Source organism: Pseudomonas sp. 18175 (genome assembly GCF_050432925.1).
In the GTDB taxonomy this organism is placed as follows: Bacteria; Pseudomonadota; Gammaproteobacteria; order Pseudomonadales; family Pseudomonadaceae; genus Aquipseudomonas.
In genome coordinates this window covers 55,621-80,613 of the sequence record NZ_JBKFTO010000008.1, presented here as the reverse complement: position 1 = coordinate 80,613, position 24,993 = coordinate 55,621, and the positions used below count along the sequence as shown (strand labels likewise).

Sequence of the window (24,993 nt, the reverse complement as noted above, 5' to 3'; positions counted from 1 at the left end):
AGGGCTTCATTCGGACTGCGGTTGGGCTTTGTTTGAGCATGGCGATAACGGTTCGGTGCGATCGTCTCGAGTGGAATAGCCGCAGGTATACTCGATGTATTCGCAATCTGCGCCTATATCTTTCCCGCCGATTGATAGGGTTTCTTCAAAAGAATGTCTGCGCGCGATCGGAGAGTCGCAGGATGGACAGATCAGATCTGTTTCTTTGAGTAGTTTCCAGGCGGAAGATACACTTTCCCGCAATGCCGACAACTCGTCTTTCTTTTCTGCGAGATCTGCTTGGGAACGGGCCTCGTCTTGCTCCATACGTCGTATTTCATCGGTAGCTGCGTGATAACGTTGGGTTACGGCTCTGAGTAAATTGTCGGCCGAGCTGTAGCGGGCGCATATGTGATTAAATAACTTGTGCCCTGTAAGTGAGTTCGTAGTTGTGCCGAACCTATACCAGGTCTCTCCACTAGTTGTGAAGTACATTTCGTTGGGTCTGCCGCATGGAACGGAAATGTCAACAACGAATTTATCACTTACTTCCGTGCCAGCACTAATCAAAGGGCGTAGCTCTACTTTAACTTCAGTTTGAGCTATATTCGGTGTGATACATAAGGTGGCGGCTGCAATCTCGCGATATAACAAGTCACGATCATTGCGATTGAGCGAAACTCCTTCAGCGATGCCGGCATCGCTTACGCCGAACAAAACTTGACCACCTTTGTTGTTCAGAAAGCCAATGAGGTACTTCGGCAGTTGCTTAGCAATGGCTTTGGATGGATTGCCTGCCGACACGGACTTGAATTCGAGTGTATCGGACTCCTCTTCCGTCAGGGTATCCATGAGTCTGAAGGCGCGCGGATGAAATCGCGTAAGCGAATGGTCGAAATCATCGGAAATTGGTTGAGCGTCAGGCTTGTAATAGCCGGCACGGATAAGTTGCGTGAAATCTATTTCAAATAGCTCGTCATCTGTATGAACTTCGCATAGTAGTCGCTCGAAATAGTGGCCGTGCAGCCAAATATTTTGAGAGGGTAATAGGAGTTCGGAGCTGCACCCTTGAATAAATTCAAGAAGAGTCTCTGGAAAGTTATCCATGTTAAATTGGGACAGATAGTTCCATTCGCTTTTGTCTGATGTTTTCCACTGTTGGGCTAGTTCGATAAGCTGTTCGATTGTTATTGAGCAGCCATAGTCGAGAAATTCTTTGCATTGAGTTGGGGCGTCTGCTTCGAGTTCTTTGTAGCCGTTTCTTAAATTTGAAACTATCTCATTACGTACCTGGGGCAGTGAATAACCAAGTGCTTCTAGACGGCGACGGAGTTCTGCAATACTAATGCTGTAGACTCGACGGAATGAGTCGTCCTTGATATCTCCAGTTGCCACAAGATCGGATGAATTGAAGAGTGACGCTTGCTCGTCCCCAAGATATCTAGCTGTTCCGCCAAGATACGTTCCACCGATGCTGACTTCGCTTTCGGTTGCCATTGTATGCCTATCTATTGTCGTTTGTTTAAAAGTTATGGGATAGATTTATTACAACTGGAAATTTCAGGTCACCTGCCTGTTTTTTAGTAACGAGGCCAGAACTATAGGTTGCTCGAGTGATGGGCGCATATTGAAATTGGTTGGGTGAAGGGATTTTACTAGCACTCCAGTTCCCTCTTGGCAGACTTTCGGTACGATCCATGATCACGATGTCAAAAAGCTACATTGACTCTGAAGTGGTGTCTATAAGCACAATGGAATGTTGCGTGGATGCTGGAATGAAACCTATCCCCTCCGATGATAGTGCCCCCACGCCAGACTCCCCCAAAGCCCCACCACCAGCGGCAGCAGCGGCATCACCATCGGATGCCAAGTGACCGGCGCCGCGCACGCCAACACACTGGCACACGCCGTAAAAATCCCCAGCCCGGCATACAACGCAAACAACTCTGGATCGTGCTGCCGAAACTCCTTGGCCTTGATCCTGCGCTGCAGGCTGGCGTCGATGACCATCACGGCGATCAGCCCAGCGAGCCAGGGCAACCACTCCAGCAGCACGGCGGCGCGGTAGCTGGCGAGCAGGAGTAGGGCGTCGATCGAGCGGAAGTAGGGGTTGTTGAATAGCCGCCGGTTCATCGCGCTCATTTCCTGCGCCGTGGCGTTGTCCGGTGTGGCGGAGGGCTTGGGTAAGGGCGTGATCTGGGCCGTGTCGCCCTGCAGGCGCAAGGCGCGGTTAAGAATGCGGTTCGCGGCCTCCGGTCCCCAGAAGGAAATGCTGGCGACATGCTCCGTCCGCAGTTGCGCCAAGAACCGCTCGGGTGGATGCGCCGAGGGCAGGTACAGCACCAGGATCAGCAAGGTCACCAGCGACGTCACGGCGATGGCGCGGATCATGGCGGTTCCTCCATGTCTTCACTGTCCGGCACGATGATGGGAAAGCGCCCTTTCAGCAGGCGCCCGCCCGAGACGGAGGCGAAGTACTGCAAGTTAGGCAGTTTGCCCAGCATGTCGGCCGGTACGCGTTCTTCGAACCCTTCAATCACTGTGGTTGAGTGGCTCGACGAGAAGTCGCCAAGGTGCGCGTCGGCGCCGCTGGACAGGCCGTGCCGCAGGCTGTGGACGGCAGTTTTACCGAAGGTTTCGACGATGAAGTCCTGGGTCGGGCGGTCCTTGCTGCGCAGGGCGATCAGGTTATTGAGGTTGCCCAGGGCCTTGCGTGCGGCGTGTTCGCTGCCGAGGCGTTCGGCCAGGTCGGCGAGGGTTTGCATGGCGCAGGTGGTGTAGACGCCGCCTTCGGCGCCTTTGTTGAGCAGTTCGATCAGCGGGGCATTGATGACGTTGGCCACTTCGTCGACGAACAGGGCGATGCGCCGGCCGCCGCCGAGGTTGTAGCGCATGCCGGCGCGTGCGGCGAGGTCGGCCAGGGCCAGGGCGCCGATGGCCGAGGCCACGGCGGGGTCTGGCAGGGAGTCCAGGCACATGTACAGCACATGGCCGGCCTGTTCGATCTTTTCGAAGTTCATGATCGGGCGTAGGTCGTGGGGGTCGAACGGGTCGGGTGAGAGGCTGCGGCCGAGGTCGCCGGAGGTCAGCATCGACAGGATCGGCAGCAGGTTGGCGGTGATCTTCTGGTAGTGCTCGCGGTTGTGGCGGAAGGTGCGCACCTGGGCGTCGAGCACCTTGGTGCGTTGGGCGGCGGGCAGGTGGTGCTCGTAGTAGCTGACCAGGGCCAGCAATTGTGGGCTGGTCGCGTCCGAGGGGCGTTTGAGCTTGCCGCGCCGGGCGTCGTCCAGGAGCTTTTTCAGGGTGGCCTGCTCGCGCCAGCCGTGGCCCAGTTGCTGTTCGTAGTAGCGGGACAGCGAGCGTTCCAGTACCGGTTCGATGCCGCCTTCGATGCATTGGGTGAGCTTGAGCAGGTTGGGGCGTTCTTCGATATCGACCAGCGCCTGCACCACCACGTTGACCGCATCCCAGGCGAAGGCGGCAAAGGCCCCACCGGTGTCCGGCGGGAGTACCGATTGGATGCGTGAGGCGATTTCGGTGGGCTTTTGCCAGTTGAAGGTGAAGTCCAGGCGCACGCCGTGTTCGGGGAAGGCGGGGTGGAATTCAAGGAAGGTGCCGGGTTCGCGGTAATCGTCGCAGGCACGCTGCACAACACGCTTGAGGCGTTGGCTGTTTTTCGGGTCAAGCACGATCACCACGTCGCCGCGGCGGACGGCTTGGGTGATCAGGGTGGCCAGGGCCACGCCCTTGCCGGACTGGGTGGTGCCAACCAGCAGGGTGCCGCCCTCGAAGTTCTGCAGTGGGCGGTACAGCGCCTGCTCCTGGGGTTCGACGCCGTGCAGGTAGGGCAGGCCGATCTCGGCGTCGGGTTGGGGTGGGCGGCGGTAGCCCAGCCAGCGCAAGACGCGGGGCGGGGCGAGCAGGTCGCGGTAGTCGATCTTGGCCAGCTCATACAGGCGCTGGGAATGCTGCGGCTGCCACTCGAAACCGAAACCGAGGAACACTTGATCCGGTGCTTGGCACCAGCGGGCCAGTTCGCGGGTGCTGAGGGTTTGCATGGCATGGCCGACCAGCGAAGCACGGAGGATCAAGACCTGCAGGGCCTGGGCCAGGCGCCGTACCGCCAGCAGCAGGCACAACAGCGCCAACGGCAGGGCCAGGCGTGGATGCAGCCAGCCGGGCAGGCCGACGGCGACCAGCCACAAAAGGCCCAGGCCCCAGGCAATCGCGGCATACAGCTCATAGGCGCGGCGCCAGGGCATTTCGTAACGACGCAACATTTCAGGGCTCCGGCTCCGTCGGGGGGATGAAGGCGGCCGGGTCCAGTCCACCGATAAAGCGCGGTGCGATGATGACGCCGTGGGTGGGTGTACCCGCAAAGTCGCGCGTGTGGGTGGGGGCGGCGTCGGTCGCTGACGGCACCAGCATGCCGGCGTCGTCCAGTGCACGTAGCGCGGCCGCCGGCAACACGCGGTGCTGCTCAAACGTGCTCAGCGGTACAAACAGGCCCTCGGCGACGGTGCGCACCTGGGCGGTGGCGCAGGGGGCGTACAGGGTGGGCAGGGCCAGGGTGAGCGCATCGCGTACGGTCGGATTCAGGCGGAGCGGTGCCTGCAAGATCAAGGGCGGTGGTTGTTCGGGGGCGGATGGTTCCGGTTCTGGCTCCAACGGCAAGGGCCACTGTTCGGGCGCTAGGGTGGGCGGGCGCGCGATGGGCGGAGGCATTAGGCATTGGTCCAGCGGCGTGGGCTTTGGGTCCAGGTCCGCCCAACAGGGTGGGCTGTCCAGCAGTTTGAGGGCGGTCTGCGGCGTCTGGGCGGGCGGTGGCTGGATAGGCCAAAGCAAGTCCGCCGCCGGGGTTGCCTGCAGCAGTTCTGCGTCGGCCAGCCAGGGCAACAAGGCCTCGGGATCGTCCGGCAGCTTCGTCTGCAGCACATCGTGCAGCGCCCGATGCAGTTCGGCAGCGGCCCCCGGCCAGATCAAAAAAACGCCGTCTGCTCCCCACCACAGCCGGCTCTTCGGGCGGTTTGGCCACCACGCGGGGTTGTGCTGACACAGTTGGCGCAGTGCAGCGTCGAGCGCCTGGTGCGGGGAGGGTGGGCGAGCGAATGTGATGTGGCAGCCGGCGTACTGACGTCGTTGCCGATCAATCACCACGCTCTGTGCGCGTCGCACCAGATCCAATAGCTGGTTGGGTGACGTGTGTTGCGGTTCATTGGCCAGGCTGTTCAGCAACAGCGGGATAATCACTTCATTGCTATCGGCCAGATGCCGCAACACTCCGGCGGGCAGTAGATGCGGCAAGACGAACAGGTTCAGGCTGCGCGCTTCCGCTAGGTTCGCTCGCCAACCCACGGCATAACGTTCCACGTCGTTGTTTCGCAACCAGTGTGCCAGTGGCTCCAGCGCCGCCGGCCAGGCTGCGTCGTTGGGCGAAGTGATCCGCATCTGTGCCAGCGGCCGGTAGGCTTCGGCGCATAGACCGGCGATCAGCGCCGCCAGTCGCCAGCGCGGTTCCAGGTGGCGGCGGCTGGACAGGCTGGCACGCCCGGCGAAGATTTGCCCGTCGCTGCCTTGCAGGCTGTAGAACGCGGTCTCCAAGCCCAGGCGCAGCAAGCCGCCTGGTTCACAAAAGGCATCTGCTGGCGTCGCTGGCAGTAAGTGCACATAGGCCGCATAACCTTCGATGACGCTCAACACCTCGTGTTCAAAGTGCTGGCGCTCGGCGCCGTAGCACACGCGAATCCGCTCAATCCATTCCTGATGCTGCGCCAGTACCTGCGACACTGGCAGGGCCGTCAACTCTTGTGTCGGTGAGGGCGAAAGGGGTTGGCTCATCGCTGGGCTCTGCGCGAAAACGAGGGCGGCGTAGACGTGGGTTGGGATAAGCCGGGACAGAAGGCGCTGATGCCCAGCCGCGGCATGGCGAGTTGGCGCGGCACGGGAGTGGGGAAGTGCACCCGTACGCGTTTGTCGCGCGGGTAGCGCGACTGCAACTGGCAGAACGGGCAGTCCAAGGGTGTTTTTAGGCCCTGCGTGCTCAAGGTGTCGCAGGCACAGAGTGGGCAGGTGAGCACGATCAGATGCGCGGTGTGGGTCAGCCAGAGACCGGCTATATGCCCGGCCAGGTCTACGGCGCGGTCGAAGTCGACTCGTGGTTGGCACAGGCCCAGTTCCAGGTAGCCGCGATAGGCGTTGAGCAGCGCCGCTTTAGGGGCAAAGCCCCGTGTGATCAGGCGCTGGAACGGCGCCGCGAACAAGCAGGCGTCGACCCGCTGCAACAGATTGGCCAGCGTGTACCACTGCACCGCATTCGGTGGCCGGCCGAATTGCGCCTGCCTGGGGTCTCGGAAAAACCAACGGTGCAGGTCGGGTGGACGCAAGCCGGTCAGGCGTTGCACGGTCACCAGCCGGGCGCCCAACTCGACATACTCGCGGGCTTCTGCGTACTGCGACAGGCGCTGTTGGGCAAACAACGTGTGCATCGCCGTCCACCTCAGTGCCGCCCGGCCAGCGCGTTATGCGCCACTGCGTGGGCTGGCGTCAGTGAGTCGGGGCAGTCCGCCAACTGCTGCCAATCCCGCCGCAAGGGAAACAAGGTGTGCGGGCCAACCCGGCTGACTAACCGCCACAGTTCATCGGCACTGAGGTGCTGCAGGGCGTCGGCGTGTTCGCGGGTCAACTCGTAGTGCCGCACGGCCGCCTGCGGGTCGCGAGCCAGCGCCAGGCAGATGGTCTGCAATTGGTAAAGGTTGGTGGCCTGTACATCAGTGAGAGCCAACTGATCCATGATCTCCTCCCGGCAGCGGCCAGCCCGTTACGCTCGGGTGGCCTGGCTCGGCGACGGGCTCTGTGGCCCGTTTGTCTGAATGCGCAGTGGAGCGCGCGCCGGTAGCCAGGGCAAGAGGGCGAGGCCATTGACCCTGGCAATGCCAGGCAAATTCTGGGTAGCAACCGGGCGTCGTTCAGGAGATCGCGGTCTTGCGTGGGGTCACGACAACGGTATTACTCGCTCGTGTCCTGAGTATCCGCCAGCGTCTGATATTTTTGCTCCAGGCGATCCAGCACCTCGTCGACCGGGGCGCCGGGCGTGTTGTCCTCGCGTGCCTCCTGCCAGCGTTGGCGCAAGTCATCGATCTGCTCAGTCGTTTTCATGGGTTCCTCCCAAGCGTTAGGTTTTCAGTTGACCAGCCTAACAAGCCAAACGGGCGCCCTCCAACCGAGGGGCGCCCGCCGGCGTTCATCGCCGGATAGACGGTTCAGGCCGCTTCCGCCAACTGTTTCCACTCTCGTGACGGCAACTCAATCAGCTTGCCGCCCAAGGCTTCCAGGTCGGTGGCACGGTCATAGTCCTCCACTTCGGCGCTGTAGTGGGTCACTGCATTGACCAGGCCATAGCCGGACAGCTCGCCGCCCTGGATCAGGTGGCAGAGCACGCCACTGCGCTCACCCTCGTTCAGGCCGAAACGCTGACCCAGCAACTCGACGGTGCAGACCGGGTTACCGGTCAGGGGGATGCCGCGAGTCTTTTGCAGCTTCTGCGCCAGTTGCCGGAAGGTCACCTCCGACACCGCCGCTTGCACCACATCGCGCACTTTCAGGAAGAACGCCTGGTCGTCGGCACGCAGGGTGTCATCCTGGAACACCGTCAATGCGGCCTCGTCGTCAACCGCCACACGGCCCAGATGGGTTTTGCGCAGGGTTGGGTCGGAAGCGATCAGGCCATTGCGGCAGATCAGCCGATACAGCAGCGGTTGCACCAACAGGCAGCCATGGCCGACCTCCGAATTGGAGATGACCACCCCGGCCTGAACCATATCGCCGGGGGCTACTTCATAGTGCAGTCGCGGTGTCACGCACTTGAGGTACATCCGTGTGTCGGTCAGTTGCACTGACATGAACTGCACGTGCGGCAGTTGCTGCAGCAGCGGCAGTACGCTGTCGGCCAACGCGTAGTTGTCCAGGCGGCGGTAGCGTTCCGACAACACCGCGCGGACCTTGCCGTCGAGGGTGCGCAGCATCCGCCGTTCGCCGCTCTTCAGCCAAGTATTGACGTTGCGATCCAGCAGGGCCGGTTCGTTTTGGCGCATGCGCTCAAAATAGGTGAACGGAATGCGCAGTTTCTCGGCCAGTTGCTGGCGCGCCAGAGGCGTCACGCCGTAACGCGTCAGCCCCTGCTGTTCGTTGACCAGCAACTGGGTCTGACCCTGCTCATCGGTGCTGTGTCGCATCAATGACGAGGCCAGGACCAGGTCTTTCTTCGCGTGTTGCTGGCGCTCCAGTTCCTGGGCCAGGCTTTGCAGTGTGCATCCAGTTTTCATCATGCTTATCCTCGATGGATACGGGGACGTGCCTCCCCTGACGGGGAAAGCCCCGACAGGGTTAATGGGCCAATCGGTTGATCGGTCCAGATCAGGCACGGCGGGCGCCGTGCGGTCACTTCAGGGCTGTCTTCGATGCGTCATAGGCGTATCCGGGCAGACAGCGATCCCGGGTCGAACGGTGGAAGGTTTAGGCTTTTTCGCTGCCGCCGCCGAAAAGGCAGCGGCACTGAAAAAGCGGGTGGGCGGCCTGCGCCGCGCCACCCCTCAGGTCACGCGCTTTTGCTGTACCAGACATCGGCCCAGTCGCTGCCGGGCTGTTTGGGCACAAACACCTGCACCTCACGCGGGGTTCCGTCTGCGCTCATGCGTCGCAGGCGGCGGGCCAGGGCATAGGCACAGGCCTGGCCGGTGAAATCGCCGTCGGCGTCGTTGTCGGCATAGATCAGCACCCGCCGCACTTGGGCCGGCAACCAGAGCTTTTCCAGGTTGCCGGCGTTAAGTGCCATCCAGATCGGCTTGCCGGTGGCCAGGTGCACCGCCAACGCGGTTTCCAGGCCCTCGGCCACCGCCAGTTCCTCGGCGGCGGCGAACAGCCGTACGGCGCCACCGTCACAGGCGGTCAGCAGCTTGCGCGGTTCGGCGACCGGGGCCTTGGCGCCGTTGTGCAGGTAGGTCCGATGCACGGAAACGCCATGCCCATCCGCGCCCTGTACGCACGCGAGCAGGGCTGGGTATTCGGCTACCTTGCGCGACTTGCCGGCCTGATCCTTTTCGTAATACGCCAGCGCCGGATGGCAGCGCAGCACCGGCGGGTACACCGCCAGCTCCAGCCTGCGGCCTTGCAGGTAACGATCCACTTCATCACCCGCTTGCACGGGCCGGGCTTCCTGCCACAAGCGCCGTGCCAGTTGTTTCATACGTTCCGGCGAGGGCGCGGCGGCGCTGTTGGCCGCATCAGCCGGCGACAGGCGCAGGTAGTGTTCCACGTCCACCAGCAAGGTATGAAAATCCTTACTGGTCACCGCTTGCAGCAGGTTGAATCCGTCCCCGGCGCCGCATTTGCGGCAGTGGTAGTTGCCCTGGCCGAACTTGTCGGTGTACTGGAAGCGGTCCGTGCCGCCGCAGAGTGGGCAGGGCCGGTTGCGTTTTTGCAGGATGGCCGCGTCCACGCCGAGACCGGCGAGGATGTCGGTCCAATGCCCCTGCGCGCGCTGTTTCACCGCATCGATGCGGGACTGGTAGTCAGGGCTGAGCATGATCGCCTCCCTGTACGTCCAGGCACGCCAAGCCCAGGTCGCTGGGTTGGTGGCCGACGCTCACTGCAAACCGCTGGCCCTGCAATGCGGGGTAGCGGTCCAACTGCAGCTCGCTCAACAATGCGCGTAACGTGTGCAGCGGGTCGCGGCTACGCAGATGACGAACCAGCTCGGCCAAGGCCACGGAGTCCGCTTCGGCGTCGTCTTCATGCACGTAGTCGTGCTCATCGACGTAGTTCATCGCCTGGCGCACCACCTGGCCTGACCGTTCGCCGGCCGGGATATACAGCACCGCGTCGTGGCACAGCCCTTCATCCGTGATATCGACCATGCGATTGCCGATTTGCAGGCGGACCGCGGCGCACAGCACCACGGGCGCACTGATCCAGCGACTCTCGAACCACCCGCGATACTGCTCCTGCAGCACGGTCACTTGCAGCGCCTCGGTTTCCAGCACCTTTACGTGCGGATGAACCCAATGCTGCTCGTCCAACGCCTGATGCTCACACACCCGATAGTTGCAGGCCCGGGCGAACATCCACACGGCGGCATTTAACTCGTTCAGCGGCGCAAGCTCTACCAACTGCACAGCCGCGCGTTCTATCTGTTGACGGTGAAGCGGGTGGGTGGCGGCTTGGAGGCCTTCGCCCAGTCCGTTGCGGGATTGCACCGGGTAGTCACGGAACACCTGGTAGTTGGCTTCTGGTAACAGGTCCAGGTGGTTGAGCAAGGCCTGCTGCTTCCAGCGGTGTACGCAGTAGGTGTAACGCGCCAGGAACTGCTCAGCGTCCAGCGTGGTCACGCGTTCTTCTAGCACCTGTTGCCAGCAGCGTTCGAGCACAGCGTGAATGCGTGCCAGTTGCTGGTCTTCGTCCAGCAACTTATCGCGGTCCGGCAGGCGGGCCAAAAATTGCTGTGGATCCAGGTGCACCACATTGGCCAGTTCATTGAGGCCCCAGGGCGAATGCCACACACAAAACCCCTGCAAAAACACCAGGAGTTGACGGGTGCAGCAGCCATCGTCACGCCCCAATAGAAACACCTCGCCGATCTCGGTGGGCTGGGTCTTCAGCGCCGCCAGGGCCAAGGGCCGTGGCAGTTCCTGGCCATTGAGGTGGAGAGGAACCGGAAAGCCCATGCACAACTGAGCGATGCGGACTTGCCAGTCGGGCAGCTCGACGCCGTCCAGTTCAACACAGGTGCCGTCGAGCGCCTCGGGCGCGTTGAGTACCTCAATCGGCTGCTGGGCCAGTGCGGCATCACAGTCGAAATCGATACGCTGCCTGCCTGAAGTGATACGGCAATGCCGGGCCCGGTACAGGCATTGGGAAAAGCCCACGCCGAACGCCTGCTCGGCGTCGCGCAGGTCCGAGGCCCAACCACTTTCATGCAGACTCAGCAGCGTTTGAAAGTCCTGGATGCCGGTACCGTTGTCGCGAACCTGCAGCGTCTGTTGCGCCTCGTCATAGACCATCTCGATTCGGCTGGCGCCGGCCCGTCGAGCGTTCTGCAACAACTCCGAGACCAGCGTGAACCGGTCGGTGAAGGCATAACGTTGGTTACGCAGCGCGTTGGCCTGATGGATGTTAACGGTGATAAACATGATGTCCTCCGCAGTACAAACAACGGGCACTCCCCCTGAGCGGGGCAGGCCCGTCAGGGGAAACGCTCACCGGCGGTGAACGCACACAGGGCCACCCCGGCTGGGGCGGCGTATCACTCAGCTGAACAAATCACCTTGTTCAGCCATGCTCTTGAGTTGCTCATTGAGCCATTGCGGGTTCTTGTCCAGGTGGGCGTGAACCCAGTCAGGTCGCTCGCGCACCAGTTGCTGCACCCACGCGGGGTAAGCCTCCAATGAACACTCGAACCAACGCCGCAGTTGATGGCGGAGCTGGTCACGGACCTCCTCAACATCCACCGCGCCGCAGTAGCCGATCGGCGATAACGGATTGCAGCCGACCACCCGCAAACAGGTGGCGAACGAGAACGGCAGGGCGTCGTAATGCGGCTCGGTAAACACCCAGAGCAGGGTGTCGAACTTCTCGGCCAACGGCGCGGCCGGGTCGGCGAGTTGCGCGACGTCTTGCAACAGACGCCAGTGTAAATACACCACTTCTTCTTCGCTCCAGTCGCCGACCGAATCGGTCGGCAAGGGGAGGGGGGACGACGGGATGCCTTCCAGTGGAAGACTGCCCGTCAGCGCGTCCGGCCCAGGGTGGGCAAGGCGCGGCGAACAACACGATGTGCAAAGACTGAGCATCGGCATGGCCTCCTGAAAAAAGCGAGGCACAGCCCCAACGCGGGGCATGACCCCGCATGGGTAGACAATCGCCGGCTCTAAACGCCGGCACCAACAACCTGATAAGGCTGGCTTGTTCGACGCTGTCGAAACGGTGTGCCAGCTACCGCGTACTACTGGACGAAAACCTAGGACCAGCGCGTGCACGGGTCAAGGGCGTAGCCGCCAAACCCGCGCACTAATAGTGAAATGCCCGCATGTTGGTGGGAGTTCTGCCCGCCCAATTCAGCGCGATTGCGCGATCATGAGCCCAGGCAACATCGGAGCAGACGGTATGACCGATATGACCGACAGCGACTGGGTGCGCACCGATCAGGGCGGAGTCAATGCCCGCATCCTGGCCAAACAAACCAAAGCCGATTTTCGGCGTATCGAAGCGGCCAGCGTCAAGCTGCGCGCGCGGTTTGCCAGCCCGGAAGGTAAACGTTTTTTTGTGCGGCTGTTTATGACCTTGCAGCTCAACAGCCACTTCATTTCGGTGATCGCCCGTACCCGGCTGGATCATGCCGAAATCGCCCAGGTTGAAGCGGTGTTGCGCGAGCAACTGGAAAGAATAAACACCGTGTTGAATGACGCCATCGATGAGGCAGAGGCACTCTTCAAGGCTCAGGCTATTACCGACGCCGCGAGCTACGACACGCTGCCGCTGGAGGTTGAAGTCGGGGTGCTGTCCGCCAACGGCCGACGCTATCTGGAGGTGCTGGGCAAGCTGGATCAGCTGATGCCGTTGTTGCAGACCCTGGAGATTCACGAAGTGCTGAGCCCGGCGGCCGTGGACAAGCAACGTGCGCTGATCAAGCGCCAAGTGCGCGATATCGCCAACGGCGCGCGACGTTTTGCCAGCGGCTTGCGACGGCGGATGAACCTGGGCGCGGCCCGCACAGCGACGCACCCGAAGAACGAGGAGAAGACGAGCACTGAGTTGTCGGCGACCGCTCTGCTCGACGATGACGCGCTTGAGACGACGCCACCATCGTTGCCCGACGAGCCTTCGCACTGAAGGACGCCGGCCACCGTGGTGAGCGTCGGAGACCGCTGGATCTCTTTATCTGTCCAGCCCTGAAAGCGGGAGCACGACTCCCGGCGCCCCCCTGATCGGAACACCCCAGGGTGCGTCAATGCGTTCGGTGTTCCTGGTTGTCGGTACGAGTCTGACCTAGGCCGACAACGAGTGAGGGGTCATGACCTGCTGCGGCATCCGCCGCTGGAGGCTTGATCATGTCCACTACACAACAGGCGGTGCCTAGCGCCGCCTCCGTTTTATCGTTTCAACCACCGCTGCCGGGCGTCCCGCTGTGCGGGTTCCTACGCCAGGTCCAGGTGCTGGCGCTGATCCCGGTGTCGAAATCGACCCTGTGGCGCCGGGTCCAGGCCGGCAGCTTTCCGGCCCCGCTGAAACTGTCCGAACGCGTCACGGTGTGGCGCGCCGAGGACGTCCAGGCGTGGATGCAGGCACAAGGAGGGGACTCATCGTTCAATCAAACGCGGTCCGGTTGATCGGGTGCCCCTGTACGGAGAACGGCGTGGCCGTTCTCCGTTTTTGACCACTTGCAACGTGAGGGAGTAGGACCGATGCCCGCATGGTTGACGGATCCGCACGGTTACGCCGAATTGGTGGTGATGTTGCGTGAGGTGCTCGATGGCGACAGCTACCAGACCGTGGGCCGTCGACATGGGCTGGCGCGCAGTGTGGTTGAGCGCCGGATCAAGGCGCTGGTTGAGCATCTGATCCACAGCGTGGGCATCCAAGGTTTGACGCTCGACAGTGCGGCTTTTGTGCGACGCTTACGTGAGCATCGCCCAGCCCTCGAATGCGCCCTGGCGCGCACTGTTGCGGTGGAATGCGGCGAGGTCTCGCCGGTGTTGAATCGTCAGATGCTGCAGCAGGCGATAGATCAACTGCGCGCACGTTCGGGGCATAGCGCGCATGACCTCGCGCTGTTCTACCTACTGTTCACCACCGGGATGCGCCCGCTGGAGTTGGCCCGCTTGACCGTCAGCGACTGCGTGAATGCCAACGGCCAGTTGCGCACGCGTAGCGAAGTCCGCGCCGAGGTCAGCCATAACGCTCATGTGCGACCGCTGTACCTCACCAGTCCTAGGCTGATCGCAGCCCTGACCGATTATCTGCGTGAACGCGTGCGGCGCGGGCATGGGCTGGGCGAGGGTGACCGCTACCTGGGCCTGGCACCCGACAGCCCGCTATTTCTTAACCCCTACGGTCAGGCTTATGCGCTGCAATGCAGCGAAGTGGATGGCATTGCCCATCATCGCTGCCGGGGCATGCAGGACGCCTTGCGCAAACTGTTTCGCCTGGCGGGTTTGCCTGCCCTCAGCAGTCGCGATGCCCGACGTACCGTAACCGCATTGCTGTACGAGTGCGGTGCGGATGAGGCGCAAGTCGGGGTGTTGCTTGGCATCCGCGATAACAGTGCAGTGCGCGCGCTGTTACCCCGACCGCGTCCGACGCTGTCCGACCTGACCCAACGCTTGCTCTAGCGCGGACCCGATGGGAGGGCAACCATGGGCACACGTCATTTCGCCCTCGGTGGGCATATTTTTGAAGCTGACGATCCGCGCCTGCAAACGTATTTGGCGCAACTGCATGGCACTGCAGAACGCCCGCGCTGCCTATGCGTGCCGGGAGGCGTGGAGATGTATATCGCGCACTACCGGCAGTACCAGATCAAACGTATGCCCGACACTGGTCAATTGCACCATCCCGGTTGCGCGGCCTATGCGCCCGAGGCGGCAGCGTCTGGACTGGGCGCATTGCTCGGGGAGGCGGTGCGCGAAGACGTGCCGGGGCAGGTTGAGTTGCGCGTGGATTTTCCGTGGGCCCGGTTGGGCGGACGCAGTGTCGTGCATGGCCCGGCACAGGAGGAGCCCGGCGAGGTGCAGGCCACGGCGCGACGCATGAGCTTGCGGGCGGTGACGCACTTTTTGTTCGAGCGTGCCGGCTTCAATCGCTGGAGTCCGGCCATGGCCGGGAAGCGTTCACAGCGAGTGATCCATCATTACCTGATGGCGGCGGCGCGGGATATTCGGGTCAAGGGTGTATCCCTTAGCGAACGCCTGTATGTGCCCGAACAATTCACCCTTGAGCACAAAGCCGATATCGCACAACGGCGGCGTCAACAGCTGGCGTTGCTCAACCCGGTGGGCGAAGAGCGACCGCTGGCGTTGATCCTGGGCGAGCTCAAAGGCTGTGAACCGGGCGGGCAGGGGCATAAGCTCTGGATCAAGCACATGCCGGAGGTGCCGCTGCTGCTGAACGACGCCACTTGGAGACGGTTGCAACATAGCTACGCAGCATTGTTCGAGGCGCGGGATGCTGACAGTGATATCCCTCTACGGTTGATTGTCACGGCGCTGGTCTACGCCAAGCGCGAGTCCACCTATGCGGTGGAGGCAGCCAGCTTGATGCTGACCACGGCTGAATGGATAGCGGTGGAGGGCTTGCATGACGCAATGTTGGTTCACGCACTGATCGAGCAGCGCAGGCGTTTTATCAAGCCGTTGCGGTATGACGCGACGGCTAGTGAGGCGGCGGCCTTTGCCAATGCATTGCTGGTGGATGCTGGAGATGCGCCCGTGCCGCTGCATGTGCTGAGCCCCTTTATGAAGGCATCGGAACGTATCGCCAAGGAGCGTGCATTGGCCGGCGCCTGGTGCTGGTGGACCGATCGCGGTTTGCCGTGTCTGCCTGCATCCGCCTCTACGGATCACAATTTACGCACCCGAGGTCGTACACATCAGTCGTGAGCCGAACCATGAGGGGCGCCGGTAATCAGCGCCACGCCGCAGGCGGTCTTCTTGCCGTCCAGTGATACGGGAATACCGTTGACGAACAAGTAATAGAGAGTGCGCAGACGTAACTCTCCGCCCCTCACGGATGTGCTGGTGGAGCCCTCAGCGAGTTCAATCCTGAGCGGTTCCAGGCAGTTGAGGGTAGTCAAAAGCAATGGGTATACGGCGGACTGGGCGGGCGGGGAGGTCGCCACCTTTGCCAATGCCCGTTTGAAAGCCTTCTTCGAAATTAATTGCATGGCAATAATCTGCGGAGTACTGCGTTGACGTCATCCACCATAAGCCATGGAATGCCTCCGGTTCTCCAGGCCTGAAACCCGGATGAGCCGTCTGTGGGGGTTCCTCTTCGCTATAGGGCATCCCCACAGGCACGCTGCTTGGGTTTACACCGCTGCACGCGCCTACATGGTTGGTGTAAAAACCTGGCTTAAAATGGCGGTACTGCAATTCCTGTACATCGCGTGCTGGAATTGCCCAGTCGTTGAAGCCACCTATGTTCAGATTCAGCGTCTGTCGTGCAAGCTCACTGCCAGCCGCCGCCATCGCTCCTGTGTTGGCGCGGCTATCGGTGAAACTGTCGGCGCCCTCAATCAATTTCCCTGGCTTGCCCCACGCGCCTCTAAGCTCGTATTGACCGCCCGCCGTGATGTTCAGATAGAGCTGCCCGGTCGGCGTATCGCGGGTGATGCCGGTGACAAATCCACCTCCGTAAGGCTGGCCGATGGCTGGAATGGCATCTGCTGGAATCGCGCTCTCGACTGTCGACACACCTGTTCTCCCTCTCTGTGTTAAGCGTTGTCGTAGGGTTCGCTACAGTTGAGAGATTAGGTTTCAGTCAGGGTTTGCCCAGTCGCCAGTTTCCCTTTGCGCTGTATGAAACTTCCTGTCAGCGTTTGCGGGGTTGCCGTCGGAGCAACATTGGGGTTCTTAGGTGCTGCTTTCAGGGCGAAGTAGTCCGTCGGACATCTGCTGCATTGTCTGCATCAGCCCCTCGGAACGGCGCTGCAACTGTTTGAGCTGACGCTGATAGAGCAGCAAGTCATGCTGAGCCAGGGTCAGGTCTTCGCGGCTTGGCGACGGAATATGATGCTCGCCCGTCAGCACATAGAGCACGTCTACCCCTGCGGTGGTGATCGCGGCGAGGTAGTTGGCCTTGGGATAGCGGCTGGTGTCTTCGTAGCGTCGCTGTGCATTGGCCTCCACGCCGCCGACCTCTCCCAACGCGCGCTGGGACAGCGCCAAGCGTATGCGTTCCTCTCGTAACCGTGCGCCGATCGTCATCCCAGTCCGCCCCTGTGTGCTGTTGCACGCTCCATCCATGGTGATCGGCATTGGGCGGGTAAGCCACGTTGGACGTCAATGGCTTTCTCCTACAACTTAGGCCGATGTGGACGACGGGTGCTGGCCGAGCGGCGGGTCAGTCCAGGTAGAGGTGCCCGTCGGTATCGTAGTGGTACAGCGTTTGCGCATTTGAACAATCGCGGTAACTGAATAACTGGTCGTGTTTGTTCTTGTCCATTGCATCGGTGATGCCCCAGTGGCGGGTGACACGCCATTCGTGATCGAGTTGTGGCTCCAGCAGCGGCGGAAGTGTGTAAGTGATTCCGTCCACGCGGGCGGGGTGTGGGCGTTGTTCGGGGGCGGCGAATGGCACTCATGCATGTTGCCAGGCGCCGTCGGCCGGTAGCCAAAGCACACCTCCATCACTCTTGTTATTTCTATTTGTAGATGCCCTTTTCTTCGGCTTTTTCTATGAAAATATCCTGTAAATTGCCTTGGATTTCTTTGTTGTTGTATTGAAGAATAAAATCTTCATTAATATTGTTTGGGAAATGAGTTCCATCCAGTGTGCCAAATATTACAGATGCGCTATCGGCAATAATTATGTCGAAAATTCTAAAAATATCGTCTCTTTCGCTGGCGCTTAGTTTGGCTAGCGCACACCGCACTCTGGCGTATAAGTCTAGCTTTGAGTCAACGGGTTTACTCAGTTCTTTCTTGTAGTTAGATGAGTTGTCTTCGAGTAGCTCTTCGAATATGGAATTTATCACTTGCTCGTCAAGGTTCATATGCCTGTCCTTACCTGAGTTCTGGGTACATTTCTTTGTTAAGTCTAATGAGTTCCTGGAGCTTGCTATTCGGAATGTCTGGGTAAACTCTCCTTAGCTCTTTAATGTCTCTAGCGACAAGAGATCTGGCATTTGTAAATGGTTGTCCTGTTTTTGGGTTTATCTTGCTTCTGGATACAATGCCGATTTCTCCATTTCTTGTTGTATGGCCAGTCCGAGGTACTAGGATGGTCGGAGCTGTCTTGGGATCATAATTCTTCACCAAATTTTGCATGATGTTTTTTTGTCCGACATGGTGTGAATCCAATTTAAGATTTCGGCCCCTAACGGCGTTCTTATTATTTTGGTGGGAGTCCACATCCCATAGTTTAGGGCATCTCCTTAGCCCTAATGGATCAATCCAACCTGTCGAATTTGGAGCATATTGATAAAGGTTCAGCCCGCCCGCCAACCCAATCGGATCCGTCTGAGTAAACCGCCCCACATCCGGATCATAGAACCTGAAGGTGTTGTAGTGCAGCCCGGTTTCGCGGTCAAGGTACTGGCCCTGAAAACGCAGGTTCTGCTCACGCCCTGGCTGCTGATCATGCCACTCGTTCCGCGTCGTGCCCCAGGCCTGGTACTCGCTGTGCCACACCGTGTTGCCGTCAGTGTCGGTCAGCTGTTCCGGCAGCCCCGCCAGGTTGGTGTGGAAGTAGAAGATATCCTCGCTGCCTGGCTTGCCATCGACGCGGGCCAAGGGTTCGTAGCTGCCCGGATAGGCATATACGTACAGACTGGGTCTGCCGTCCTGCACCTCTTCAAGCAGTCGCAAGCCTTGCCAATGAAACAGCGTGCGGTGGCTCGGCTCGCTGGCGTTGTCGTTATACACCTGCTTGCTGATGCGCCGCCCCAGCGGGTCGTAGCCGAATACCACGCGTTGGCGCAGGGCGCCGTTCTGTTGATGTACCTCGATCAGTCGGTGCTCGGCGTCATACTCGAATCGCTGGATGCGGTTGCTGCCGCTACGTTTTTCGTTCCGCCGGCCAAAGCGGTCATAGCGATAACGCTTGTCCTGATACACATGCACCCGGTTGTGCTTGATCAGACCGTTGACCCGATAGCCATCGAACAGGTTGCCGGCCGCGTCGTAGTTGAGGCTCTCGATAGACTGACCCCGGCGCACACTCTGGATCTCTTCGACCGGGTTGTAGCCGTACGCGGCACTGCCTTGATAGGATTTGCCGGTTGAGGTGTGGCCGTGAAATCGCCCGATCAGACTGTCGTCATTGGCCGCCGTGGTCGGGCGGTTGCCGCCAGGTCGCTGGGTCTGGGTCAGTATCTCGGCCACCAGATTGTCGCTGGCGTCGTACTGGTAGTCTTTCTGCAACAGCGGCAATACTTCGCGGGCGACCTGCTGGTAGTGCAGGGCTTTCTGGCTGAGTCGGCCATTGCGGTCATAGCGGGTGCGGGTGAGCAGGGCGCCCTGAGTGCGCAGCACTTCCTCGTGCAGTGAATCGCGCCCGAAGTCGCTGATCACCCGGCCACCCAGGTTGAGTTGATGCAGGTGGCCGCTACCGTAGTACAGATGGTTGAGCTGACGCTGATCGGGCAGGGTCAGGGTTTGCAGGTTGCCCAGTTCATCGTAGTCGTACTGCAGCAGGCCGGCGCTGTTGGTCTCGCTAAGCAGTTGACCGAGGGCGTCGTAGGTGTAGTTGAGACACTGTTCTTCACCTTGAACGTTGGTGAAATTGATCGTCAGCAGGTTGTCGGCATTGTCGTAGGCATACTCGGTGACCCCATCGTCGGTGCGTTTGCGAATCAACCGTCCCAAGGCATCACGCTCGAAATGGTGCACCAGTGGCATGTGCGGTTCGGCGCTGTCCTTGCCGTCCAGACCAGGCTCGGCCAGCGGCGCGGGAATATGGTGGATGCCGGTAACATCATCCAGCGGGTTGTACTGGTAGATGCGCCCGCTGCCGTCCAGGTCCTGTTGGGCGAGCAGGCGGTCCAGCGCGTCCCACTCAAATCGGTAGCGTTCTTGGTTTTCATTGCTCAGGTGCAGCAGGCGGCCATAGGCGTCGTAGCCAAACTTGACACTGTGGCCGAAGGCATCGACACGCTGGACCGGCAGCTTATCTACTACGGTAAGGGGATCTCAAAGTGCTCGGGTTTGAAGGCATTACTTATTACAAATTCAAAGAAATTTAGATTTGTTGGGGTTGTTTCATTTGTTGATGAGTCTAGATGATATACCTTGTTGCTGTGGTTTGTGTCATTTTTTATAAATCCATAGTATCCGCCTGTTTCGTCATCGCTAAATGCTATGAAGTTGCTGGGTAGTGCGACATTGGGGTGTTCGTTTGTTTTGCTGGGTAAATACCACTCACTATCTGGGCTTAGGGAGAAGATGTTTATAAAGCCAAAGTAACCTGCCTCGTAGTTTAACGAGAAAAATGTAAATTCGTCAGGTAGTTTGGCATTTATAGATTTTTCAATTGCGCTTATATTTTTGGGAGTTGCTATCTGTCCGTCTGTGCACAAGAACCATTCTGGCTTGAGTTTTTTTACAAGTTCTACATTTTTACTGAAGGTGTCTCGGTTCATATGATTGACTTCTTTTTAATCGTATATTGAGTTGGGGTAGATTTTGTCGGCGCCTTGTTCTCTGGCGCGGTACCACCAGTGTAGTTCCCGATCGGCCTTTCGCATTTCGGGTGTTACGCCTTGGTTTCTTTGTCCATTCGGATGTAGAGCCTTATTTCCTCTGTGGTCTCTAGGGCGAACTTCATGTATGCCTGAGCCAGGCATTTGATGTGCATGGTGTAGGTCAGGAGAACCTAATGATTTTGGTGTCCTTCCGTGTAGACCATTAAATATGTCCTGTTTGTTCCATGTCCCCTCGATTCTTACTGGTTTGTCGTTCACGCCATAGCCTAAGCCTGTCTGCGGGTTTGGGGTTGGGCTAGATGGGGGGGGATTAATGTCAGGACATCTAGTTAACCCCAGCGGATCAACCCACCCAATCGGGTTCGGCGCGTACTGGTACAGGTTGATCCCACCCATCAACCCAATCGGATCCGGCTGGGTAAATCGCCCCACAACCGGATCATAAAACCTGAAGGTGTTGTAGTGCAGCCCGGTTTCGCGGTCAAGGTACTGGCCCTGAAAACGCAGGTTCTGCTCACGCCCTGGCTGCTGATCATGCCACTCGTTCCGCGTCGTGCCCCAGGCCTGGTACTCGCTGTGCCACACCGTGTTGCCGTCAGTGTCGGTCAGCTGTTCCGGCAGCCCCGCCAGGTTGGTGTGGAAGTAGAAAATTTCCTCACATCCCGGCTTGCCATCAAGGCGGGCCAGCGGTTCATAGCTGCCCGGATCGGCATACACGTACAGGCTGGGCCTCCCGTCCTGCACCTCTTCGAGCAGCCGTAAGCCTTGCCAATGAAACAGCGTGCGGTGGCTCGGCTCGCTGGCGTTGTCGTTATACACCTGCTTGCTGATGCGCCGCCCCAGCGGGTCGTAGCCGAATACCACGCGTTGGCGCAGGGCGCCGTTCTGTTGATGTACCTCGATCAGTCGGTGCTCGGCGTCATACTCGAATCGCTGGATGCGGTTGCTGCCGCTACGTTTTTCGTTCAGTCGGCCAAAGCGGTCATAGCGATAACGCTTGTCCTGATACACATGCACCCGGTTGTGCTTGATCAGACCGTTGACCCGATAGCCATCGAACAGGTTGCCGGCCGCGTCGTAGTTGAGGCTCTCGATAGACTGACCCCGGTGCACACTCTGGATCTCTTCGACCGGGTTGTAGCCGTACGCGGCACTGCCTTGATAGGATTTGCCGGTTGAGGTGTGGCCGTGAAATCGCCCGATCAGACTGTCGTCATTGGCCGCCGTGATCGGGCGGCTGCCGCCAGGTCGCTGGGTCTGGGTCAGTATCTCGGCCACCAGATTGTCGCTGGTGTCGTACTGGTAGTCTTTCTGCAACAGCGGCAACACTTCACGGGCGACTTGCTGGTAATGCAGGGCTTTCTGGCTGAGTCGGCCATTGCGGTCATAGCGGGTGCGGGTGAGCAGGGCGCCCTGAGTGCGCAGCACTTCCTCGTGCAGTGAATCGCGCTCGAAGTCGCTGATTACTCGGCCACCCAGGTTGATTTGATGCAGGTGGCCGCTACCGTAGTACAGATGGTTGAGCTGACGTTGATCGGGCAGGGTCAGGGTTTGCAGGTTGCCCAGTTCATCGTAGTCGTACTGCAGCAGGCCGGCGCTGTTGGTCTCGCTAAGCAGTTGACCGAGGGCGTCGTAGGTGTAGTTGAGACACTGTTCTTCACCTTGAACGTTGGTGAAATTGATCGTCAGCAGGTTGTCGGCATTGTCGTAGGCATACTCGGTGACCCCATCGTCGGTGCGTTTGCGGATCAACCGCCCCAGGGCATCACGCTCGAAATGATGTACCAGTGGCGTGTGCGGTTCGGCGCTGTCCTTGCCGTCCAGACCTGGCTCGGCCAGCGGCGCGGGAATATGGTGGATGCCGGTAACATCATCCAGCGGGTTGTACTGGTAGATGCGCCCGCTGCCATCCAGGTCCTGTTGGGCGATCAGGCGATCCAGCGCATCCCACTCGAAGCGGTAGCGTTCGTGGTTTTCATTGCTCAGGTGCAGCAGGCGGCCATAGGCGTCGTAGCCAAACTCGACACTATGGCCGAGGGCGTCAACCCGCTGGATTAGCTGTCCACTGCGGTCATAACGCAGGCGGGTAATGCGCTGGGCGGGGTCGGTGTAGGCGGTGAGCTGGCCGGCAGCGTCGATATCGTAGCGGTCGATGCGGCCGTCTGGGCGTTCGCTTTCGATCAGATAGCCGCGGGCGTCGTAACGGTAATGAGTGTGCTCGCCACGGGCATTGATGCTTTCACTGAGGTGCCCGTCGGCATCGTAGTGGTACAGCGTTTGCGCATTGGAACAATCGCGGTAACTGAGCAACTGGCCGTGCACATTCCAGCTCAGGTACTTAGTCTTGTCCAGAGCATCGGTGACACGTACCACCCGACCTTCGGGGTCGTATTGGTAGTGGGTCTTACGGCCCAGCGGATCCGCTTCCCAGAGCAGGTTGCCCTGGGCATCGTAGCCGGAGCGGTACGTGCGCCCCGCAGCATCGGTGACTTCGACAGGCAAGGCCCAGTGGCGCAGGTAGCGGATGTATTCGCTACGCCCCAGTGGGTCGCGCGCCTCAATCAGGCGGCCAACGTCATCATAGATGTAATGCCATTCGCCGCCCTGTGGATCGACACTCTTCATCAATTGCCCGGCGATGATTTCCTCTTGCCAGCAGTTGCCGAGGGGGTCGATGTGTTTGTAGATCTCATAGAACGGGCCCCAATAGTAATGGTCCTGACGACCGAGGCTGTCGGTGACGTGGGTTTCACCCCGTTCCAGGTCGTATTTGAATCGATACTCTTCGCCGTCGCTGCCCCAGTGACGGGTGACGCGCCATTCGTGATCGGGTTGCGGTTCCAGCAGCGGCGGAAGCTGGTACAGGGTGCCATCTGCGCGCTTGGGTGTGGGGCGGTTCTCAGGGATGGTAAAGCGCGCCCATTCGTACTCGCGGACGGCACCACTGGCGACCTGGTGGCTGTTCAGGTAGCCCTCGGCGGTGTAGGTGAAGCGACGGACCACGTGGTCAGTCGCGTCCAACACTTCCTGCAACTGACCACTGCGTGTATAGCGATAGCTGACCAGGATCTTGTTGTGCTCAATGCTGAGGCTGCCGCCTGCCTTCAGGAATACACGAGAGGCTTTGCCGACACGGTTTGGATGTTGTTGATCGTAGTGGAGCTGTACGACGGTTTGGCTGTACTTGTCGACGAGGAAGTGCAGGCGGCCCTGTTCGTCGTACAGCACGTCCAGGACGTTGAGGTTGCGATCGCCCAAGCGGATCAGTCGCGAGCGTTGCGGGTTATGCGGATCAGGCTGGAACACCTGATAGCGCCCTGCATAAATGTCCTCGACAACGGTCTGACCATCCTCCAACTGGAAGAAAGCCAAGCCATCTACGACACTGACGAACGCGTTGCCGGCACTGAGCTGGCCCAGTTCCAGGCGGTTGCCTGTCTCGTCAACGTAGACCCATAGCTCGCCGCCGTGGGGATGCGCAACACGGACGATTTCCACTTCATAGGGAACGCTCCAGCCCATGCCGAACAGTCCGTCGGTTCGGGAGTCGTTGCTGTCGTAGCTTCGGGCCCATTCGATGCCCAGCAGCCCAGGCAGGCTGAAGTCGACGTCTTCTCCACCGCCGAGGACTTTGCTGCCGGTGGAAACATGCACAGGACGGCCTTTGTACCCACAGATTGGCGAGTTATTTTTCGATCGTGGAGAACGACGAGGGCGCGCGCCCATTCGTCTGGATATAAGCAGTGCCGCAACAATCCCCACGATCTGCGCAGTCTTGCTTTTGCCATTGTGAATGTTCCGAACCGTCACCGTTCCGCCGCCGATACGCACATTGGGAGAGACGTTGGCGTTTACATCGATGGTGGCATCGCAGGTGGCCTTATCTCCCGAGCGTGCCGCCGGCCGACTATTGATCTGCACCTTGTCTGAGCCCTGTGCTATGTAGGTCTCAGGCATGGGCGGATGACGGGAGCAGGTGATCTTGTCTTCTTCCTTGGGGGTGAACCCCGGCGCTGCGGGGGTTGTTACTGGAGGGTTGAAAATTTGATGAACCGTGTCAAAGAGGTCTTTGACCAACTTGAGGGGAGGAAATGCAAATCCCAGAGCCGTTTGCGCTATCGCGCTTACGTTCTCCAGAACTGAAGGCTCCTCGCCATTTTTCTCTTCTTCAGACCCATTGGGGGAACTGATCGCCGCAGCGCGAGCGGCGGGTTTGCCATTGATAAAGGTATTTTTGGAGCCGCTTTTGATTTCGCCTAAGACAGTGGGCGAGTCTACTGCGTTGCCGATTGAGTCGCAGAAGTCGGAGATGGCGTCACCGATACTTCGATCCTCGCCTATGGGAATCGAACTCATGGCGCCTACCGCAACGCCTGCAGCTATCCCGATGACGACGCCGAGCGCGCCACCCGTGAACACGGTACCCACTACTGCAAGGCAAATAACGGCCCCCACCGCCAGCGCAGCCGCCGCATAGATGACTGCTTCCACTGTTGCACTGATTAACTCAGCTATGAGTGATGGGTGAAGAATGGCGTCACCCTGCCGGGCGGCGTGGACAATTTGTGCCATTGGCAAGAAGCTCCTTGCTGGTCGAGAACCGG

22 protein-coding genes are annotated in these 24,993 nt (G+C 59.8%); 4 read left to right on the top strand and 18 right to left on the bottom strand.

All coding sequences use genetic code 11. The annotated features are described in order from the left end of the window. Positions 1–6: 6 nt before the first annotated feature. From ACLD1Y_RS12995 to ACLD1Y_RS12945, 11 genes are all read right to left on the bottom strand, one after another. A complete protein-coding gene (locus tag ACLD1Y_RS12995) occupies positions 7–1,476 on the bottom strand; it encodes an RNA-binding domain-containing protein (RefSeq protein WP_429478350.1) in 1,470 nt (489 codons plus the stop codon). A 285-nt stretch (positions 1,477–1,761) separates the two neighbouring features. Continuing rightward, positions 1,762–2,370 (bottom strand): DUF4400 domain-containing protein, encoded by a 609-nt coding sequence (locus tag ACLD1Y_RS12990; RefSeq protein WP_429478349.1) that lies wholly within the window; start codon positions 2,368–2,370, stop codon positions 1,762–1,764. Further along, on the bottom strand, positions 2,367–4,259 hold the full coding sequence (gene traD, locus ACLD1Y_RS12985; RefSeq protein ID WP_429478348.1) for a conjugative transfer system coupling protein TraD: 1,893 nt from the start codon (positions 4,257–4,259) through the stop codon (positions 2,367–2,369). The genes ACLD1Y_RS12990 and traD overlap by 4 nt, the downstream gene beginning before the upstream one ends. A gap of 1 nt (position 4,260) precedes the next feature. Further along, complete coding sequence (gene mobH / locus ACLD1Y_RS12980; protein WP_429478347.1) at positions 4,261–5,817, bottom strand: MobH family relaxase; 1,557 nt, start codon at positions 5,815–5,817, stop codon at positions 4,261–4,263. Beyond that, positions 5,814–6,464, bottom strand: coding sequence for a hypothetical protein (locus tag ACLD1Y_RS12975; protein WP_429478346.1), 651 nt, complete (start codon positions 6,462–6,464; stop codon positions 5,814–5,816). The genes mobH and ACLD1Y_RS12975 overlap by 4 nt, the downstream gene beginning before the upstream one ends. 11 nt (positions 6,465–6,475) lie before the next feature. After that, complete coding sequence (locus ACLD1Y_RS12970; RefSeq protein ID WP_429478345.1) at positions 6,476–6,769, bottom strand: hypothetical protein; 294 nt, start codon at positions 6,767–6,769, stop codon at positions 6,476–6,478. Positions 6,770–6,984: 215 nt separating this feature from the next. Beyond that, positions 6,985–7,134: a hypothetical protein gene (locus ACLD1Y_RS12965; protein WP_429478344.1), complete on the bottom strand. Its 150-nt coding sequence runs from the start codon at positions 7,132–7,134 to the stop codon at positions 6,985–6,987. A 104-nt stretch (positions 7,135–7,238) separates the two neighbouring features. After that, positions 7,239–8,300, bottom strand: coding sequence for a hypothetical protein (locus tag ACLD1Y_RS12960; RefSeq protein ID WP_429478343.1), 1,062 nt, complete (start codon positions 8,298–8,300; stop codon positions 7,239–7,241). Between the two features lie 272 nt (positions 8,301–8,572). Next, on the bottom strand, positions 8,573–9,559 hold the full coding sequence (locus tag ACLD1Y_RS12955; protein WP_429478342.1) for a DUF7146 domain-containing protein: 987 nt from the start codon (positions 9,557–9,559) through the stop codon (positions 8,573–8,575). Beyond that, entirely contained in the window at positions 9,546–11,162 is a 1,617-nt protein-coding gene (locus ACLD1Y_RS12950; protein ID WP_429478341.1) for an ATP-binding protein, read from the bottom strand. The genes ACLD1Y_RS12955 and ACLD1Y_RS12950 overlap by 14 nt, the downstream gene beginning before the upstream one ends. 117 nt (positions 11,163–11,279) lie before the next feature. Further along, entirely contained in the window at positions 11,280–11,822 is a 543-nt protein-coding gene (locus ACLD1Y_RS12945; RefSeq protein ID WP_429478340.1) for a hypothetical protein, read from the bottom strand. 313 nt (positions 11,823–12,135) lie between these two features. On the opposite strand from ACLD1Y_RS12945, the gene ACLD1Y_RS12940 reads away from it, so the two are divergent. From ACLD1Y_RS12940 to ACLD1Y_RS12925, 4 genes are all read left to right on the top strand, one after another. Continuing rightward, the gene (locus ACLD1Y_RS12940) at positions 12,136–12,861 is read left to right on the top strand and encodes a hypothetical protein (RefSeq protein WP_429478339.1); all 726 of its coding nucleotides are present in this window, start codon (positions 12,136–12,138) and stop codon (positions 12,859–12,861) included. Between the two features lie 218 nt (positions 12,862–13,079). Next, complete coding sequence (locus ACLD1Y_RS12935) at positions 13,080–13,358, top strand: helix-turn-helix transcriptional regulator (RefSeq protein WP_429478338.1); 279 nt, start codon at positions 13,080–13,082, stop codon at positions 13,356–13,358. A 75-nt stretch (positions 13,359–13,433) separates the two neighbouring features. Further along, the gene (locus ACLD1Y_RS12930; RefSeq protein ID WP_429478337.1) at positions 13,434–14,360 is read left to right on the top strand and encodes a tyrosine-type recombinase/integrase; all 927 of its coding nucleotides are present in this window, start codon (positions 13,434–13,436) and stop codon (positions 14,358–14,360) included. Between the two features lie 24 nt (positions 14,361–14,384). Then, entirely contained in the window at positions 14,385–15,626 is a 1,242-nt protein-coding gene (locus tag ACLD1Y_RS12925; protein ID WP_429478336.1) for a DUF1173 family protein, read from the top strand. A gap of 156 nt (positions 15,627–15,782) precedes the next feature. On the opposite strand, the gene ACLD1Y_RS12920 is transcribed toward ACLD1Y_RS12925, so the two are convergent. The 7 genes from ACLD1Y_RS12920 to ACLD1Y_RS12890 form a co-directional block, all read right to left on the bottom strand. Beyond that, entirely contained in the window at positions 15,783–16,439 is a 657-nt protein-coding gene (locus tag ACLD1Y_RS12920) for a DUF1566 domain-containing protein (protein ID WP_429478335.1), read from the bottom strand. Positions 16,440–16,598: 159 nt separating this feature from the next. Then, the gene (locus ACLD1Y_RS12915; protein WP_429478334.1) at positions 16,599–16,952 is read right to left on the bottom strand and encodes a helix-turn-helix domain-containing protein; all 354 of its coding nucleotides are present in this window, start codon (positions 16,950–16,952) and stop codon (positions 16,599–16,601) included. Positions 16,953–17,088: 136 nt separating this feature from the next. Continuing rightward, positions 17,089–17,325, bottom strand: a complete 237-nt coding sequence (locus tag ACLD1Y_RS12910; protein ID WP_429478333.1) for a hypothetical protein — start codon at positions 17,323–17,325, stop codon at positions 17,089–17,091. Between the two features lie 64 nt (positions 17,326–17,389). After that, a complete protein-coding gene (locus ACLD1Y_RS12905) occupies positions 17,390–17,740 on the bottom strand; it encodes a hypothetical protein (protein WP_429478332.1) in 351 nt (116 codons plus the stop codon). Positions 17,741–17,750: 10 nt separating this feature from the next. Then, a complete protein-coding gene (locus ACLD1Y_RS12900; protein WP_429478331.1) occupies positions 17,751–19,586 on the bottom strand; it encodes an RHS repeat-associated core domain-containing protein in 1,836 nt (611 codons plus the stop codon). Positions 19,587–19,861: 275 nt separating this feature from the next. Further along, on the bottom strand, positions 19,862–20,326 hold the full coding sequence (locus ACLD1Y_RS12895) for an SMI1/KNR4 family protein (RefSeq protein WP_429478330.1): 465 nt from the start codon (positions 20,324–20,326) through the stop codon (positions 19,862–19,864). Positions 20,327–20,341: 15 nt separating this feature from the next. Then, complete coding sequence (locus ACLD1Y_RS12890) at positions 20,342–24,961, bottom strand: RHS repeat-associated core domain-containing protein (protein WP_429478329.1); 4,620 nt, start codon at positions 24,959–24,961, stop codon at positions 20,342–20,344. Positions 24,962–24,993 lie beyond the last annotated feature (32 nt).